Genomic DNA, 16,363 nt, shown 5'->3' on the forward strand with positions numbered 1-16,363 from the left:
TAATTTCGCAAATAAAAAAGTAGTATCCCTCTTAAACCAGTAAGGGAGGTACTACTTTTTTGATTTTTTTAATAGTATTTTTTATAAGGATTTAGGGCATTTTAGAAATACCGAATCTTGCGTTTAATTGGCCACGTATCATTTTATCGCGTACGGCTTTGTCATCTAATTGCTTTTCTTTCTTCAACATGTCTTGTCTAATCTCAAATGTTTGAGCACCTTCTTCCATTTTTTCAACAATATCCATTAATTGCTCCACATCATGAAAGGAATATTTCCGTGTGCCCTTTTTAGTTCGCTCAGGAAAAATTAACTTTCTTTCCTCGTAGTATCGAATTTGGCGTTCTGTTAATCCCGTAATTTCACTAACAGTACCAATCGTTATTACTTTCTTATACTTATAGGAATCATCCTTCATTATCAATGTAATCATCCTCCTACAACCATTTCTTCTATATACTAACTATACTCAACAATGTTACGAATTGCGATTTCTTTGTAAGATTTTCTAACACTGTATTCGTATAATATCGGAAAAAGTTTGTAAGATTTGTTGACAAAAATGAAGAATTTGAAGGAGGTTTCACATACAATATACACATGAGAAGATTGAGAAAGGGAAACATATATTATAAAACTCACGAAAGGAAGATAACGGATGAACCATATAGATGATAAATCGAAACAAATAGCAGAGAAGATTATAGAATTAGATTTACTTCGAGATGAACTATTAGAACAACTAATCGTACTTGCTGGAAACGATGCCTACCATCTATTAAGAACTCTTCAAAATAGTTAATCAAAACTATATAGTACAGTTTTTCTTATATATAAAGGTTTCTTCGCTTTTTTAAACATGAATTGGTAGTCAAAAGCTTTCCTCAATCGTATTAAAACACAAGGGAGGGATAGCCAATGCCACAGTTACTGAGAAAAATGATTGAAGTACAAAAAAACGCTTATAGAAAACGGATTATTGCTGCGGGTATTTACAAAGTTTCCAATCGTTCGGTAAATACTTTAACATTAACAGAGTTGAAACAAGTATATGATTCGTATCAAAAAGTTAAATCGAATATACAGAACTAATAAAATTATATATGTAAAATTAATATATGAAAAGAGAAAAATACTATTTTGAGTTTATATTTATCATTCAATTGTTATGGGTGTAGAGGGAGAATGGAGTTGTCCTTTACACCCATTTTATTTTGTCATATTAGAAGGATAAACATCTACGTATAGGTTCGCTAAATTAGAACGGCTGATTTATAATGGAAGTAGAGTTATTTATAGTATGGAGGTAGGGTATGAAGCTGTTAGTAGTAGAAGACGATAAACCACTTTCAGATGGAATCGTTAGTGTTTTACATGAAGAAAATTACGAAGTAGATATTTGCTTAGATGGAGAGGAAGGCCTCTATTTAGCAAAACAAAATATTTATGATGCAATTATCCTTGATATAATGTTACCTTCCGTGAACGGTATTACAATTGTAAAAACAATACGCGCAGAAGGAATTAAAACACCGGTTTTGCTTCTTACTGCAAAAGACAGTGTGGAGGACCGAGTTAAAGGATTGGATGCAGGAGCAGATGATTATGTAATTAAACCTTTTGCTGTGCCAGAATTGTTAGCAAGGGTTCGTGTTTTACTACGGGCAAAAGGAATTAGTAACGAACGAGAGGTATCCTATGGTCCGCTTAGACTCAATAAGCAGGAACATGATGGATATGCAGCGGACATAAAGTTAAACCTGACCGTAAAAGAATATGAACTTCTCGAATATTTCATTTTAAATAAGGAACAAATTTTACCACGTGATCAAATTTTAAATCGTATTTGGGGTTTAGAATCAGATGTAGGGTTAGGCGTTGTGGATGTGTATGTTCACCATCTCCGTAAAAAATTGAGTGTTTGTATGTTAGATTCTTATATTTGTACAGTACGCGGAATTGGCTTCATGCTGAAAGGGATTAGTGATGATGTTTCAGAAAACTAAAATCAGGCTTGTTTTTTTAAATACGATTGTGTTATTTTTTGTGTTTTGTACATTTGGCTTCGTTCTATATATATACATGCAGCATATTGTAATGCAAGATCTTACTGATAAGCTTACGACCATGCGCGAGGAAATACAACAAGAAGGTATTGATAAAATAATAAGTGAGCATGATCAAAAAAGAGAATCAGAACGAAGCATTGTCTATCTATTATGGGGTGAAAATGATCAATTTATAAAAGCAATTCCAGAAAAAGCTGTTTTTCCGAATGATTTAGATGATTTAAAGCCATCGGAATATGCGAATCAATCTGTAGTTAATCGAAAGATAAATGGGCATACATATGCAATATTATCGGTTCCAACATCTTCAATTAATGAACAAAGCAAAATACCAGTAAAATATATTCAGTTAGTATTAAATATTGATACAGAAACCAATGTATTAGGGCGTCTGCTCATGTTAGTTATTGTTGGCGGTCTTTTAAGTCTGGCACTTTTTGTGGTCGCTGGTATTTTTCTTGCAAAAAGATCCCTAATTCCAATTCAAAATTCATGGGAAAAGCAAGCGCAGTTCGTTGCAGATGCTTCACATGAATTACGTACACCTCTGTCAGTTATTCAAACTCATTTAGAGCTTTTGTTCCGACATCCTAAGCATACTATTGAGCAGGAAAGTGTTGCAATTTATAAAGTACTACAAGAAACAAAGCGGATGAACAAGTTAATTGCAGATTTATTAACTCTCGCACGTTCAGATTCAAATCAGCTTCAAATCGACCGTGAATTATTTTTACTGGATGAGTTTGTGAATCAGATTGTACAACAATTTGAACCGATTGCAGAGTTAAAGGAAATTACACTAATCGTAGAAAATGAGAAAAATCTACAGATTTCTGCAGATAAGGAACGCATTCACCAATTATTGGTTATTCTTTTCGATAATGCCATAAAATATAATAAGAAAAATGGAACGGTCACTGTAAAAGGGAAAAAAGAAGGAAAGTATATTGTACTTACAATTTCTGATACGGGAATGGGAATTGCTCCTAGTGATCTTCCTCATGTTTTTGATCGCTTCTATCGCGGTGATAAGAGCCGAAATCGCTCTGCAGGTGGTACAGGATTAGGTTTGTCCATTGCAAAATGGATTGTAGAAGCACATGAAGGAGAAATAAAAGCAGATAGTAAGCAAAGTGTGGGAACAAGTATGATTATTAAGCTGCCAACACGTGCTCACGATACAAAGCCCGTCTTATAAATAGACGGGCTTCTACAGAGCGGTTAGTTCCCTCCTTGCTAAAGGGGACTGACTGCTTTTTTAATGCGCATTTGCGGTGCGGCTTTGTTTTGTGGAATGTTTCGTTTCTTTTACTGGCTTCAACGATTTCCATGCTTTCCAGCCATTTGCCAAGAGAAGACCCACTAATAAGAAGGTAAGGCCACCTACAACGAAATACGCAGCAACACTACATAATGCAGTAAGGATTCCAAACATTACTTGGTCCTTATTTTTCGCAGGTGAAGTAGGAGGATCAGTAAGCATGAAAAATGCTAAGAAAAGTGCTGAATTAATGTAAGGAACGCGTAATAAGTCACCAACCGTACCAACTTGCATGAAAGCAAGTACTAGGATGAAAAGAAAGTACGAGCCTAGGAAACTGAATACTTGTGGAAATTTATTTACTTTTTGTGTGACCCAGTATCCTATGATAAGCAAGAACAAGATACACCACCAAGGTAAAAGTGACATCCCGCCCCACCAACTTTGTGGACTTGCTAATACGGTGCCAATGATAAATAGCCCGAATGTTGCTGGATTAAAAATAGGTTTTTTCTTGAAACGGAATAAATGTTTAGAAAGAATGGCTATTATCGTTGTAAGTGCTGTAATGCTCCAACTATTCATAGGGCTCAGCACGACAGCAATAATAATCCCGGTTATAATTCCACCTTCAGGAATGGATATCTTTCGTTTTTGAAATAAGGCTGCTCCTATATCTAAAATGGAAGCAGTAGCGATAGCAACGATTGTATTGATGAATCCGGCATGTGCTCCTGATGTCAATTGTGCTAACAAGAGTAAAATAACTAATGCAGCAAGAACTATATGCTTAGGTGTTTTTAAAAATGATAAACCGGAATCCTTTTTTCTTCGACTTGCTCTTGTTTCGTTGATAACCACATACCCGTTTGGTGTACTCATATATTTCCGTTTGGTTTCATTTTCTTTATAGGTTTGATCATTTGGTTTCATAATATATGCTCCTTCATTCCCTTAGTTAAAATCATTTCTTTTGTTGATGTAATCCACATTCCGTCAAGATTTACATCTTCAAGCAGTTTTGTTCCCTGTGATCCCTGCAAAAAGGCTACTGTGGAGAAGGCATCTGCCAGCATTGTAAACGGAGCAACGACTGTGCAGCTTACTATGTCATGTGGTGAATCACCCGTATGTGGATCAATGAGGTGATGCGTATTTGGCCGTACATGACTCAATCTTTCGTAGCTACCTGACGTACAAATGGCAGCATTACTTAGTTGTAAAGAACAAATTGTTTTGTCTTTATGAAATGGATCTTGAATGCCAATCGTCCAAGGTTCATCTAGTTCATTAGTTCCGCCAATGAAAAGATCACCACCCGCATCGATGTAATATCCTTCGAATTCACTTAGTTCCTTCGCAGCTAAATCCACAGCTAAACCTTTTGCAATTGCACCTAAGTCAAGAGTAAGAGGTTTTGTAAGCAGAATGGTACGGTTTTGTTCATCAAGCAATACGTCCAGATAGCTTATATTTGATGGGGAGTTATGGGTTGAAACGGTTTCCCCAGTTAAATAATTTGTATTAAATCCGTAAGTTTCTAACGTATGACCAATTGTTGGATCAAACAAACCAGTTGTTAATTTCGCAACCTCTAGTGAGAATCGAACTGCTTCAAAAAGTAAATCACTTGTATGAACGGCTTCATTAACTGTTGAAGAAAGCTTGCTTAACTCACTTTGTTCATTAAACCGACTACATGTTGTTTCAACAGCAGAAATGGCTTGGAAAGCTTGGTTTATTTTCTGCTCTGCAACTGGTTGATTTAAGGAAGTAACAACTTTGATTGTTACAATTGTTCCCATTTGAAGTCTTGTTTTTGTGTAGGTCTTTTTCATTGTTTAATCTCCTAATAATCAGGACTTTTATGCATTCTTTGCTTTTTGTAAGGCTTCTGTAACAGCATCTTGAAAATCATTTGTACTTTTTGTTGCACCGCTTACTACATCCACTTGTGCGCTTTGACTGCTTACGACTTGTTGAGGTAGATTTTTAATATAGGATTCAGGATAAGAAGTTGTGCAATTAGTAATATCAACTGTAGTAATTTTATCGTTTTTAATTGTTACCGCAACTTCTACAGAGCCAATACGATTCGTTCCAATTCCTGAATATGTCCCATCCTTGTATACTGTCTTTTTAGTTGTAGCATTTGTTGTTGTTTGAGATGTAGTAGATTGAACTGTGCTAGTTTGAGTTGCCGAACCAGTACTAGCTGTTTGTGTACTTTGTGCTTTAGATGAAAGTGTACTTTGTATTTCGTTTGAAGCAGTTGTTTGTGTTGCTACATAACCTGAAGTATATATAATTCCAATCGCAGCCGAACAAAGTACGATCATTTTATTTCCCATTTTAGCCATTATGTAATGACCCCCTGTTATATTAAGTTTGTTTTGATGTATATAACATATCGAATGTTTCTTAAAAAACCATTAAGATTAAATGATTTTTTTAAAAAATATTTTATATATAAAAATAATGTTCGTACATTAGAAGATAAAAGGTGGATTGTTAAGCTTTTTTGGGGATCATGTACAATTTCCGAAGTTCGGATATTATTTAATTAAAGAAAGATGATATAACGAAGGATATTCTTTTTCTCAGTAACTTAGAGTTATAGCTATTTTTTTATGTACAAACGTGATGCATTGACATGATTAAATTCTAGCTCATATAATAAGATATAAACATATGAGTAATTGTTCATACGTTAGGATGTGAATAGCATGGCAGAAATAAAAGAAGAAAAATGTATGAAAACAGTCATTCACAAAGATGTGATTCATAAGGTGAAGCAAAGTATGCCAAGTGATACAGACCAAAGAGCAGTAGCAGAGCTATTTAAAGTACTTGGAGATTATACGAGAATGCGGATTCTTACAGCATTGATGGCTGATGAAATGTGCGTGTGCGACTTAGCTTGTATGCTTTCAATGACACAATCGGCTATTTCCCATCAATTGCGAGTCTTGAAGCAAGCTAAACTCGTGAAAAATAGAAGAGATGGAAAAGTTGTTTATTACTCGTTAGCGGATGATCATGTAATTGCTATTACGAATCAGGCGTTTATTCATGTGAATGAATAAGAAACCTTCACTGCTAAATCAACCAACTTACTACACATCAGAATTTGAAAAATGATAACCCGAAAAGGGAGAGGGATACCTATGAGTAAACAGGAATTTTTACTTGAAGGATTAGATTGTGCGAACTGTGCTGCGAAAATAGAAGAAAATGTGAAACAATTGTCAGGAGTTACTTCGTGCTCTGTTAATTTTATGTCCCGAACGCTGACGTTAGAAACGACTGGAAGCGATGATGCGGTAATTGATAAAACAAAAACTATCGTTAGAACAATAGAGCCAAACGTACGTATGAAAGAAAAATATGAAGAAATGAGTCTACTATTACAAGGTCTGGACTGCGCTAACTGCGCATCTAAAATTGAAGACAAAGTGACACATTTAGATGGTGTCCGAAACGTTTCTATGAATTTTGTAGATAAAACATTATCCCTGCAGACAGAAATTGAACGAAAGCAAGAAACACTTGCAAGAGTAAAAAAGATTGTAGCGGAAATTGAACCAGGTGTGAAAGTTATGCGAAAAGCTAGGGAACATAAAGAAGAATCGATGGCTATTCCGTATCGATTACTTATGGGTTTTATTCTCTTTACTATAACATTTATCTTTTCATTTTCTGAACCAATAAAGCTTGTTCTCTTTTTATTTGCATACGTTCTTACAGGAGGAGATGTTGTTACAAAAGCTGTGAAGAATATTGTTCGAGGAAAATGGTTAGACGAAAACTTTTTAATGACCATAGCAACGATTGGAGCTTTTGCAATAGGACAGTATCCAGAAGGAGTTGCTGTCATGCTTTTTTATCAAATAGGGGAGTATTTTCAAAGCTTTGCGGTTCATCGTAGTAGAAAATCGATTGCCTCCTTACTCGATATTCGTCCAGATTATGCAAATATTATTAAAGGGGATGGTGTGGAGAAAATATCTCCTTCCGAAGTGCAGATTGGTGATTTTATTATTGTACGCCCAGGCGAAAAAGTCCCTTTAGATGGAAAGGTAGTAGATGGAGCCTCGTTTGTTGATACGTCTGCTATTACAGGAGAATCAATTCCACGTGAAGTGATGCAGGGCAGTGTTCTGTTAAGTGGGTTTGTGAATCAAAATGGGTTGCTAACGTTGCGGGTTATAAAAGAATACAATGACTCGGCAGTTATGAAAATTCTTGAACTTGTACAAAATTCAGGAAGTAAAAAAGCCCATGCAGAAGCGTTTATTACGAAGTTTGCACGTGTTTATACACCATTTGTTGTAATCGCGGCAGCTTTACTTGCAATCATACCTCCTCTTTTCATCGTGGGGGCAAGTTTTTCAGATTGGTTGTATCGTTCTCTTATTTTTCTAGTCATTTCTTGTCCTTGTGCTCTAGTTGTCTCGATTCCCCTTAGCTATTTTGGCGGAATTGGGGGAGCTTCAAGACGAGGTATTCTTATTAAGGGAAGCAATTATTTAGAAGCGTTGAACCGTGTGAAATATGTTGTTTTTGATAAAACAGGAACATTAACAAAAGGAAATTTCAAAGTAACCAATATATACGCACAAGATAGTATCACTGCAGAACGAGTGATAGAATATGCGGCTCTAGCAGAAGTTCATTCTCATCATCCAATTGCTAGGGCGATTCAATCATTTTACGGGAAACCATGCAATCCAGATCTCATCGAACAATATGAAGAAATACCAGGTTATGGCGCCATTGCTACTATGGTAGATGGCAAACAGATTGCTGTTGGAAATGCAAAATTCATGAACAAGTTAAACATTTCTTATAATCCTTCCATGGATATGGGCACGATTGTATATGTTGCTGTTAATGCTATGTATGCGGGTTGTATTACAATTGCAGATGAATGGAAAGATGATAGTAAGAATACGGTCCAACGTTTAAAGAAAATCGGGATCAAACGGATTGTTATGTTGACCGGAGATGCTAAGAGAGTAGCAAATGAAGTTGGAAAAGGTATAGGAATCGATGAAATTCACGCTGAGTTATTGCCGCATCAAAAGGTAGAAAAAGTAGAAGAACTCGAGACATCAAAATTGCCAAGTGAAGCGGTTCTTTTTGTTGGAGATGGGATAAACGATACGCCCGTTCTTGCGAGAGCAGATATCGGTGTGGCAATGGGAGGCATTGGTTCAGATGCCGCCATCGAAGCAGCTGACATCGTGATTATGACAGATGAACCTTCCAAACTCCCAGAAGCCATTATGATTGCTAAACGGACGCGAAAAATTGTCTACGAAAATATTATCTTTGCGTTGGGAGTAAAAGGTATATTCTTACTATTGGGAGCATTTGGGTATGCGACTATGTGGGAAGCAGTATTTTCAGATGTAGGAGTTACATTTCTTGCTGTATTAAATGCATTACGCGCTCTAAGAGTATAAAAATGTAGTGAAAAACTACGATTGAAAGGAGAATTATGATGATTGATGAAACATTACAAGCATTTTTTAAAAAGAGTGCATGTATAGATAAGCGCGGATTTCATTCCTATTATCTAGTTGAGAAAAATAATCAGTATGAAATTCAAGACGACGAGGTAGCAGTAGGGAGAACACTTTCTATTCAGTATAATGATGAAAATGAAGTAAAGCTTTCTCTCTATAGTGATGGACTCCCCCTTGTTGATGTCCAAAGGATACCAATTAGCAAGGTTACAATTATAAAGGATAAAGACGAAGAAAGTATCCAATTTGTGCTTGAACGTATGCCTAGTCGAATGCTGAAAGTGAATGTAAAACCTCATTTCTCTATTCAATTTACAATGTACTGGGAAGTTTGTGAAGATTGTGAATAGGAGGTATTGCTTAATTACGAATCAAGATGAGTACAGAATAGTACTTGTCTTTTTTTTACGTACCTAATGTTCCGTTTTTTTGATAACAATGAGTGGAAGCAGGATAATACTAACCCATCCAATTAAGGGATATAGAATATGTAATAGATGACTATAGTTTATAAAACTGATAAGATAAGCCACTAAAAGTATGATGTAAATATAGCTATTGCTACGCCGCCCTGTCATGGATTGCAATTGTTTAGTCATACCGTATATATTTCCAATTAGTGTTGTAAATACTTCTCCAAAAATAATAAGAATAAAGAAAAAATGAAAAACAGAGTTGAATTTTCGAACGACCTCCGCCATAGGGATGCTATACTCATAAAATTGATCGACGGTTAAAATGGCTAGTTGACTACATAGTAAGATTAGGAATAAACCAAGCCCACCAAATATTCCACCCCATTTCATGACAGTTTCATCATTTACCTCGTAAGCCAATGGAACGAGAACACTTTGTGCAAGGGCCAGATTCATGGCGACATAGGTAATGGGACTTGTAAACCACTTTATATTCCAAACCTCATCAGGAAAGGAAAGGAGAGTAGTCGTCCATGTATTGGATAGAGTTGTACAGTAGAGTCCAATAATAAAGATCATCATGATTGGCACAACAAGAGAATTCACCTCGAATACCCCTTGTAATCCGCGCGATAGAATAAGAATACAAGCAATGATAGTTAGTACAATTCCAAGTTGCCGAGGAAGTCTCAATTGTTCTTCAAACACTGCACCTGCCCCAGCAAGCATAACACTCGTGACACTAAGTAAAATAAAAAGAAGCAATGCATTTACAATATTTCCTGCAATATTACCGAATAAAAATATATTGAATTCCTGTGCGGAATACGCACGGATTTTACATGCTAATATCATCATTTTTGTTCCGATTGTGATAAATAATATACCGCTAAGGAGAATCCCAATGGTTCCATATGTACCATGAACTGTGAAAAATTCAACAATTTCTCTGCCAGTTGCAAAACCAGCGCCTACAACGGTGCCTATATATGTTGCTGCAACTCGCTTCGTCGTTTTCCATTGTTGCTCGTTCATGCCATCATCCTTTCTTACTCGTCAACTATTTATATGAATAGTTGTGCAAGTTTAGAAGTAAGAGAAATGAATGATCCTGTACGTTTGAATGAATTGTGAACGATTATGATTTTTTTTGAATAGAAATAAATGATTTTGGTTGTAAAATGAAAGGGCTTTCTGTATGATAAGGCTATGAGGAGGTGCAAAGTTGTTAACAGAAGAAAGACATCAAATCATATTAGATTTAGTAAAGAAACAAGGGATTGTTAAGTTACAAGAACTTATAGAATCAACTGAATCATCTGAATCCACTATTCGAAGAGATTTGATTTTACTTGAGCAGAAAAACTATTTAAAGCGAGTTCATGGCGGTGCTTCATCACTGCAAGCAAAGGGAAAAGAACTTAGCATGAATGAAAAAACGTTCAAAAACATTCAAGAAAAGAAATTAATTGGCCAGTATGCTGCATCTCTAGTAGAGGATGGAACTTGTATCTATTTGGATGCGGGTAGCACAACATATGAAATAATTCCTTATTTAAGTGGTAAAGATATTACAGTTGTTACAAATGGTCTTATGCATATTGAAGCGCTGGTTCAATCTAATATACGTGCCTACTTAATTGGCGGCATGATGAAAAGTAATACAAGAGCGCTAGTAGGAAGTACAGCATTAGAAACGTTATTGAAATTTCGCTTTGACATTTGCTTTCTAGGAACCAATGGTGTACATCCGGTCCATGGATATACAACTCCTGACCCCGAGGAAGCATTGTTAAAGAAAACAGCATTAGATTTATCGAATACATGTTATGTAGTAGCAGATCCAACGAAATTTTCAGAAGTATCTTTTGTGAAAATTGCAGATTTATCTGCTGCAACGATTATAACTACACATATGGAGGATGATGAGATAGCATCCTATATACAAAAAACAAAAATAAAGGTCGTGAATGTATGATTTACACAGTAACATTAAATCCTTCTGTAGATTATTTAATTCGTGTTGACCAGTTTGAAGAGAACAAGGTAAACCGAGTTGATTCTGAAGAGAAGTTTCCAGGAGGCAAAGGAATTAATGTTTCTCGCGTCTTAAACCGATTAGATGTTCCAACAAAGGCTCTCGGATTTCTAGGAGGCTTTACAGGTGGCTTTATCCAAACAGAATTGGATAAAGAACACGTACAAACGGACTTTGTAAAGGTAAGCGGAGATTCACGGATTAATATTAAATTAAAATCTAGCAAGGAATCCGAAATTAATGGCAAAGGACCTGCCATAACAGAGGAACAGTTAAATGAGTTAGTTGATAAAATTGAAAGCATCCCAAGTGATAGCGTACTTGTTCTTGCAGGAAGTATTCCAGCATCCTTACCTGACACGTTTTACAAAATGGTAACGGAAAAAAGCAGCAGACGTGGTGTAAAAGTAGCTGTCGATGCAAGTGGAAAAATCCTTCTAGATGTGGTTGGGTATCATCCGTTTTTCATTAAGCCGAATCATCACGAACTAGGTGATTTGTTCGACGTAACAATCTCTAATGTTCAAGATGCAGCAAAATATGGCAGACAGCTTGTAGACATGGGTGCAGAAAATGTAGTGGTTTCAATGGCTGGAGAAGGTGCGCTGCTTCTTACAAGAGAAAAAAGCTATCTTGCAAATGTACCAAAAGGAACGGTAGTGAATTCTGTTGGTGCTGGAGATTCTCTAGTCGCTGGTTTTCTTGGTACGTATGCAAAGACTAATAATATAATAGAAGCATTTCGTTTTGGCGTTGCAACAGGGAGTGCAACTGCATTTTCAGCAGATTTAGCGACAAAAGAAAAAATAGAAGAACTATTGTCACAAGTTACAATAAAAACTCTATAGAAATGAGGGAGTAGAATGAAAATTACTGAATTACTTAAAAAAGATACAATTATTATTGATTTAAAAGCAACTTCAAAGTTTGAAGCAATCGACGAGCTTGTTAACAAGCTTGCCAGTAGCGGAAGATTAAATGATAAGGCAAAATACAAGGAAGCAATTTTAATGCGTGAGTCACAAAGTACAACTGGCATAGGGGAAGGAATTGCGATTCCCCATGCCAAGACAGCAGCAGTGAAAACACCTGCAATCTGTTTTGGTAAATCAGAAGCTGGGATTGATTATGATGCATTAGATGGACAACCTTCTCATCTGTTTTTTATGATTGCCGCGAGTGAAGGTGCTAACAATGCACATTTGGAAACGTTATCTCGTCTTTCCACCTTCTTAATGGATACAGCATTTCGTACAAAATTACTTTCAGCGAAAACGCCAGATGATGTGATTCGATTCATAGATGCGAAAGAAAAACAAGTTGAGGAAGAAGAAAAATTAGAGAGAGGCAACGAAATGGCGACAAAAGGAAAAATTTTAGCAGTTACAGCATGTCCGACTGGTATTGCTCATACTTATATGGCGGCTGACGCTTTAAAGAATAAAGCGAAAGAGATGGGCATTGAAATCAAGGTAGAAACAAACGGATCTACTGGGGTGAAAAATAAGTTAACTGACGAAGAAATTCGTGATGCCGTTGCAATTATCGTAGCAGCAGACAAAAAAGTGGACATGGATCGTTTTGCTGGAAAGCATGTCATTGAAGTACCGGTTGCAGCAGGGATTCGGAAACCAGAAGAATTACTAAATCGTGCCGTTTCTCAGGATGCACCTCTTTATAAAGCAAGTGGCTCTAGCGAAAAAACAGAAAAAAGTGCAGGTACAGGAATTTATAAGCATCTTATGAATGGTGTGTCAAACATGCTACCATTCGTAGTAGGCGGTGGTATTTTAATCGCACTAGCATTTGCATTCGGCGGAATTCATGCAGAAGGACCGATTGCTTCCACATTAATGAAAATCGGTGGCGGTACAGGGGCTTTCTTCTTCATCGTACCAGTATTAGCAGGGTTTATTGCAAGTAGCATTGCAGATCGTCCAGGGTTTGCACCAGGTATGGTTGGTGGGTACTTGGCAGCACAAGCTGGCGCTGGTTTCTTGGGTGGTTTGATTGCCGGTTTCCTTGCAGGTTATGTTGTTCTAGGTTTGAAAAAAGCATTCTCAGGTCTTCCTCAGCAATTAGAAGGTATTAAACCAGTTCTATTATATCCGTTGTTCGGTGTAATGATTACAGGTTTGATTATGGTATTAGTGATTAATGATCCAGTTGTATTTATCAACAAATCTTTAACAGGTTGGTTAAATGGCTTAAGTGGAACAAACGCAATTTTGCTTGGTTTGCTTCTTGGTGGTATGATGGCAGTCGATATGGGAGGTCCAATCAACAAAGCAGCATTTACATTCGGTTTAGCAGCAATAGCATCAAACAATTTTGGCCCGCACGCAGCAGTAATGGCTGGAGGTATGGTTCCGCCACTCGGTATCGCGCTTGCAACAACTTTCTTTAAAAATAAATTTACAGCAGCTGAACGTGAATCAGGTCTTACGAACTACATCATGGGTGCATCATTTATCACAGAAGGTGCGATTCCATTTGCAGCAGCTGACCCCGTTCGTGTTATTGCAAGCTGTATTGTCGGATCTGCATTAGCAGGTGCACTTACAGAAGCATTCGGAATTACACTACCAGCACCGCACGGCGGAATCTTCGTAATCCCGCTTGTGAATAACCCACTTCTTTACTTGGTAGCTATTTTAATTGGATCCGCAGTAACAGCAATTATGCTTGGTATTTGGAAAAAACCAGTTGAAAAACTATAAAGAAATATAAGAAAACCGATGCTACAATAGGCATCGGTTTTTTTGTACTTTCTTCGAATGAAAACTAAATGAAGCGTTTTTTTTCATACTTTTTCTAATATTTAAAAATTACATATGATACAATTAAGAGTATGAAAGGGAGGGGATGTCATGTTTCACTTCTTTAAACAAGCAAGCAAAGAAAGAGAGATTACAAAGGAAGAATTAGAACAGGCAATGGCACAATTTCTTGAGCACAATCCACGTGTTACGTATACTGTACTTGTAAATGAGGATTATACAGTAAATTATAAAATTTTAAAGCCATACTTGCCCGCAACGCCCACCAATTCATTTTTAATTACGAGAGAGACACTTGAAGTATTTGAGGATTCAGAGATAAATAAACAATTTGTGAAAGAAATAGATGCTGTTCAGCGAGCGGTCGATTTATATGTAGTAGATAAAGAGACATTCCCAATCATTGACGGGGATTCTGATCGTAAAATTAGTTCGATGAAACTAAGACCGTACTTAGGACACGAACTAGAACATGATTTATATATATCAGAGAAACATTTTTTAGTGACAAGTAAACCTGATCATAAATAAATCTTGTTTGTGGTAAAGCAGAGTTGTTGTTCTTTTGGTGTTTTACTATTTAATGAGGAGAAAAGTTGTGAAGTGGAAAGAATGGAATCTTAACTTAAAAATCCGTTTAATCGGTGAGTCTTTGTACGGTTTATTTTACTGGATGTTACTACCGTTTATGGCTATTTATTTTTCCGATTCATTTGGGAAGGAGATGGCTGGCTATCTTCTTATTGCTTCTCAGTTTCTGTCTGTGTTGGCTACTTTATTTGGAGGATATTTAGCGGATACATATGGTCGTAAGAGAATGATGGTAATTAGTACATTTGTTCAAAGTTTTGCTTTTATATTATTTACGTTTGCAAATTCATCGATTTTAGAATCCCCGCTATTAACCTTTATAGCATTCTCTTTACTCGGTATTATGGGATCCTTGTATTATCCAGCAAGTGCTGCAATGGTTTCAGATACTGTACAAGAAGATAAACAAAGTAATGTATTTGCTGTTTTTTATACTGCAATTAATATAAATGTTGTTGCTGGTCCTATTATTGGGGCTTATTTTTTCTTTACACACCGTTTTGAATTATTACTTGTAAGTACAATTGTAAATGTGATGCTCGCTTTTGTTTTTCAAATTTTTATTCGTGAAACGTTGCCGATTCATACAGGAGTAGATAATAAATCGTGGATTACTGTCCTTAAGGAACAAGTGAGTAATTATAAGGTTATCTTTCAAGATCGTATATTTTTTATTTTTATCCTTTCTGGAATTTTCATTGCTCAAACGTATACTCAAATTGATCTCTTATTAGCTGTATATATTAAAGAAATTATCCATGGACAGGTTTTTTTTCATTTTTTCATTACGGGTGAAAGTCTTTTTAGTTGGATTATTGCGGAAAATGGTCTACTTGTAGCATTGTTTACCGTTGCTGTAACGAAGTTATCCAATCGTTTTAGTGAAAAAACAATTTTCATACTTTCTTCGATACTATATGGTATATCAATGCTTGTATTTGATAACGTACCATCTGTAATTGGAATGATTGTTGCCATGGCTATATTTACATTGGGAGAGATTGTGGTTGTGGGTATACAGAACAGCTTTGTTTCTAAAATTGCTCCAGAAAATATGCGCGCCCAATATTTTGCTACTTCTATGCTTCGCTGGTCCATAGGGAGAACAGTTGCTCCGATTGCTATACCTGTTTCACAATGGCTTGGTTATTCTTTAACCTTTATATTAATAGCCATACTTGCACTTGTGAGTGCTTGTCTATATTGGATTATGTTTACTGTGATGGAGAAAGAAAAAACCAGCTGTCAAATGTAAGTGAATAGCAATAATTAAAAAAGAAGAAAGGTTATAGCCCTTCTTCTTTAGCGTTGAAATCCTCTTTCATAATAATTCATATCTGCTAAATCTAAGATATATTGATAATTATCAATTGTTAATTGAATATCTTGTCGTTCCGATTCTGTAATGGATGAGGTTTCTAATTTTTCTACTAGTTGTTGTTTTTGAGCTTCTAATCGATTTTTGATTTCTTGGTAGCTGTATGACATAGTCATGGTAACAACCCCTTTAGTATTTCAAATTCTTTCTACTCCTTTATTATAGATGTAAATGGTGCTGATTTATTTCCTTAATTTTGAATTTTTTTTGACTTGTATAAGAATAGAGTGTATGATTTTTTTACATTTTTATTATGCGAAATATCATGCGTGGATGGAAAAAGACTGTTAAAATTATGT

Annotated in this window: 18 protein-coding genes; 12 read left to right on the forward strand and 6 right to left on the reverse strand. The window is 36.0% G+C overall.

The window, feature by feature from the left end; translation table 11 throughout:
- Nucleotides 1–91 precede the first annotated feature (91 nt).
- Entirely contained in the window at nt 92–418 is a 327-nt protein-coding gene (locus ACAN53_RS04495; RefSeq protein WP_379970257.1) for a MerR family transcriptional regulator, read from the reverse strand.
- Between the two features lie 240 nt (nt 419–658).
- Between ACAN53_RS04495 and ACAN53_RS04500 the strand changes: the two genes are divergently transcribed.
- The 4 genes from ACAN53_RS04500 (at nt 659) to ACAN53_RS04515 (ending at nt 3,267) form a co-directional block, all read left to right on the forward strand.
- Nucleotides 659–802: a hypothetical protein gene (locus tag ACAN53_RS04500; protein ID WP_379967621.1), complete on the forward strand. Its 144-nt coding sequence runs from the start codon at nt 659–661 to the stop codon at nt 800–802.
- Nucleotides 803–918: 116 nt separating this feature from the next.
- Nucleotides 919–1,092 carry a Fur-regulated basic protein FbpA gene (locus ACAN53_RS04505; RefSeq protein WP_379967624.1) on the forward strand — a complete coding sequence of 58 codons (174 nt, stop codon included), beginning with the start codon at nt 919–921 and terminating at the stop codon, nt 1,090–1,092.
- Nucleotides 1,093–1,313: 221 nt separating this feature from the next.
- Nucleotides 1,314–2,006: a response regulator transcription factor gene (locus ACAN53_RS04510; RefSeq protein ID WP_379967627.1), complete on the forward strand. Its 693-nt coding sequence runs from the start codon at nt 1,314–1,316 to the stop codon at nt 2,004–2,006.
- Nucleotides 1,990–3,267 (forward strand): sensor histidine kinase, encoded by a 1,278-nt coding sequence (locus tag ACAN53_RS04515; protein ID WP_379967630.1) that lies wholly within the window; start codon nt 1,990–1,992, stop codon nt 3,265–3,267. The genes ACAN53_RS04510 and ACAN53_RS04515 overlap by 17 nt, the downstream gene beginning before the upstream one ends.
- Nucleotides 3,268–3,327: 60 nt before the next feature.
- Here ACAN53_RS04515 and ACAN53_RS04520 read toward each other — a convergent pair whose 3' ends face one another.
- The 3 genes from ACAN53_RS04520 to ACAN53_RS04530 are packed head-to-tail and all read right to left on the reverse strand — an operon-like array spanning nt 3,328 to nt 5,690.
- On the reverse strand, nt 3,328–4,263 hold the full coding sequence (locus tag ACAN53_RS04520; RefSeq protein ID WP_379967633.1) for an RnfABCDGE type electron transport complex subunit D: 936 nt from the start codon (nt 4,261–4,263) through the stop codon (nt 3,328–3,330).
- Entirely contained in the window at nt 4,260–5,168 is a 909-nt protein-coding gene (locus ACAN53_RS04525) for an FAD:protein FMN transferase (RefSeq protein WP_379967637.1), read from the reverse strand. The genes ACAN53_RS04520 and ACAN53_RS04525 overlap by 4 nt, the downstream gene beginning before the upstream one ends.
- Before the next feature lie 27 nt (nt 5,169–5,195).
- Complete coding sequence (locus ACAN53_RS04530) at nt 5,196–5,690, reverse strand: FMN-binding protein (protein ID WP_379967640.1); 495 nt, start codon at nt 5,688–5,690, stop codon at nt 5,196–5,198.
- A 366-nt stretch (nt 5,691–6,056) separates the two neighbouring features.
- Here ACAN53_RS04530 and ACAN53_RS04535 point away from each other — a divergent pair, with 366 nt between their 5' ends.
- The 3 genes from ACAN53_RS04535 to ACAN53_RS04545 all read left to right on the forward strand — a co-directional run bounded on the left by ACAN53_RS04535 (nt 6,057) and on the right by ACAN53_RS04545 (nt 9,211).
- Complete coding sequence (locus tag ACAN53_RS04535) at nt 6,057–6,416, forward strand: ArsR/SmtB family transcription factor (RefSeq protein WP_379967643.1); 360 nt, start codon at nt 6,057–6,059, stop codon at nt 6,414–6,416.
- 81 nt (nt 6,417–6,497) lie between these two features.
- Nucleotides 6,498–8,798 (forward strand): heavy metal translocating P-type ATPase, encoded by a 2,301-nt coding sequence (locus tag ACAN53_RS04540; RefSeq protein WP_379967646.1) that lies wholly within the window; start codon nt 6,498–6,500, stop codon nt 8,796–8,798.
- A 38-nt stretch (nt 8,799–8,836) separates the two neighbouring features.
- Complete coding sequence (locus ACAN53_RS04545; RefSeq protein ID WP_379967649.1) at nt 8,837–9,211, forward strand: DUF3979 family protein; 375 nt, start codon at nt 8,837–8,839, stop codon at nt 9,209–9,211.
- 63 nt (nt 9,212–9,274) lie between these two features.
- Here the strand turns inward: ACAN53_RS04545 and ACAN53_RS04550 are convergent, their stop codons facing one another.
- Nucleotides 9,275–10,312, reverse strand: coding sequence for a YkvI family membrane protein (locus ACAN53_RS04550; protein WP_379967652.1), 1,038 nt, complete (start codon nt 10,310–10,312; stop codon nt 9,275–9,277).
- Between the two features lie 190 nt (nt 10,313–10,502).
- Between ACAN53_RS04550 and ACAN53_RS04555 the strand changes: the two genes are divergently transcribed.
- From ACAN53_RS04555 to ACAN53_RS04575, 5 genes are all read left to right on the forward strand, one after another.
- Nucleotides 10,503–11,255 carry a DeoR/GlpR family DNA-binding transcription regulator gene (locus ACAN53_RS04555; RefSeq protein WP_379967655.1) on the forward strand — a complete coding sequence of 251 codons (753 nt, stop codon included), beginning with the start codon at nt 10,503–10,505 and terminating at the stop codon, nt 11,253–11,255.
- Nucleotides 11,252–12,163: a 1-phosphofructokinase gene (gene pfkB, locus ACAN53_RS04560; RefSeq protein WP_379967658.1), complete on the forward strand. Its 912-nt coding sequence runs from the start codon at nt 11,252–11,254 to the stop codon at nt 12,161–12,163. The genes ACAN53_RS04555 and pfkB overlap by 4 nt, the downstream gene beginning before the upstream one ends.
- Nucleotides 12,164–12,178: 15 nt before the next feature.
- The gene (locus ACAN53_RS04565) at nt 12,179–14,035 is read left to right on the forward strand and encodes a PTS fructose transporter subunit IIABC (protein WP_379967661.1); all 1,857 of its coding nucleotides are present in this window, start codon (nt 12,179–12,181) and stop codon (nt 14,033–14,035) included.
- Nucleotides 14,036–14,185: 150 nt separating this feature from the next.
- Nucleotides 14,186–14,626, forward strand: coding sequence for a DUF3939 domain-containing protein (locus ACAN53_RS04570; RefSeq protein ID WP_379967664.1), 441 nt, complete (start codon nt 14,186–14,188; stop codon nt 14,624–14,626).
- Nucleotides 14,627–14,693: 67 nt separating this feature from the next.
- Nucleotides 14,694–15,941, forward strand: a complete 1,248-nt coding sequence (locus tag ACAN53_RS04575; RefSeq protein WP_379967667.1) for an MDR family MFS transporter — start codon at nt 14,694–14,696, stop codon at nt 15,939–15,941.
- Nucleotides 15,942–15,988: 47 nt separating this feature from the next.
- Here the strand turns inward: ACAN53_RS04575 and ACAN53_RS04580 are convergent, their stop codons facing one another.
- Nucleotides 15,989–16,180, reverse strand: coding sequence for a DUF3896 family protein (locus ACAN53_RS04580; RefSeq protein ID WP_379967670.1), 192 nt, complete (start codon nt 16,178–16,180; stop codon nt 15,989–15,991).
- Between the last annotated feature and the right edge of the window lie 183 nt (nt 16,181–16,363).

The organism is Ectobacillus soli (assembly GCF_042610425.1).
In the GTDB taxonomy this organism is placed as follows: Bacteria; Bacillota; Bacilli; order Bacillales; family Bacillaceae_G; genus Ectobacillus.

Excerpts from the sequence above, each read along its gene's own strand:
- ACAN53_RS04495 (WP_379970257.1), bottom strand. The coding sequence starts at position 418 with ATGAAGGATGATTCCTATAAGTATAAGAAAGTAATAACGATTGGTACT.
- ACAN53_RS04500 (WP_379967621.1), top strand. The coding sequence starts at position 659 with ATGAACCATATAGATGATAAATCGAAACAAATAGCAGAGAAGATTATA.
- ACAN53_RS04505 (WP_379967624.1), top strand. The coding sequence starts at position 919 with ATGCCACAGTTACTGAGAAAAATGATTGAAGTACAAAAAAACGCTTAT.
- ACAN53_RS04510 (WP_379967627.1), top strand. The coding sequence starts at position 1,314 with ATGAAGCTGTTAGTAGTAGAAGACGATAAACCACTTTCAGATGGAATC.
- ACAN53_RS04515 (WP_379967630.1), top strand. The coding sequence starts at position 1,990 with ATGTTTCAGAAAACTAAAATCAGGCTTGTTTTTTTAAATACGATTGTG.
- ACAN53_RS04520 (WP_379967633.1), bottom strand. The coding sequence starts at position 4,263 with ATGAAACCAAATGATCAAACCTATAAAGAAAATGAAACCAAACGGAAA.
- ACAN53_RS04525 (WP_379967637.1), bottom strand. The coding sequence starts at position 5,168 with ATGAAAAAGACCTACACAAAAACAAGACTTCAAATGGGAACAATTGTA.
- ACAN53_RS04530 (WP_379967640.1), bottom strand. The coding sequence starts at position 5,690 with ATGGCTAAAATGGGAAATAAAATGATCGTACTTTGTTCGGCTGCGATT.
- ACAN53_RS04535 (WP_379967643.1), top strand. The coding sequence starts at position 6,057 with ATGGCAGAAATAAAAGAAGAAAAATGTATGAAAACAGTCATTCACAAA.
- ACAN53_RS04540 (WP_379967646.1), top strand. The coding sequence starts at position 6,498 with ATGAGTAAACAGGAATTTTTACTTGAAGGATTAGATTGTGCGAACTGT.
- ACAN53_RS04545 (WP_379967649.1), top strand. The coding sequence starts at position 8,837 with ATGATTGATGAAACATTACAAGCATTTTTTAAAAAGAGTGCATGTATA.
- ACAN53_RS04550 (WP_379967652.1), bottom strand. The coding sequence starts at position 10,312 with ATGAACGAGCAACAATGGAAAACGACGAAGCGAGTTGCAGCAACATAT.
- pfkB (WP_379967658.1), top strand. The coding sequence starts at position 11,252 with ATGATTTACACAGTAACATTAAATCCTTCTGTAGATTATTTAATTCGT.
- ACAN53_RS04565 (WP_379967661.1), top strand. The coding sequence starts at position 12,179 with ATGAAAATTACTGAATTACTTAAAAAAGATACAATTATTATTGATTTA.
- ACAN53_RS04570 (WP_379967664.1), top strand. The coding sequence starts at position 14,186 with ATGTTTCACTTCTTTAAACAAGCAAGCAAAGAAAGAGAGATTACAAAG.
- ACAN53_RS04580 (WP_379967670.1), bottom strand. The coding sequence starts at position 16,180 with ATGACTATGTCATACAGCTACCAAGAAATCAAAAATCGATTAGAAGCT.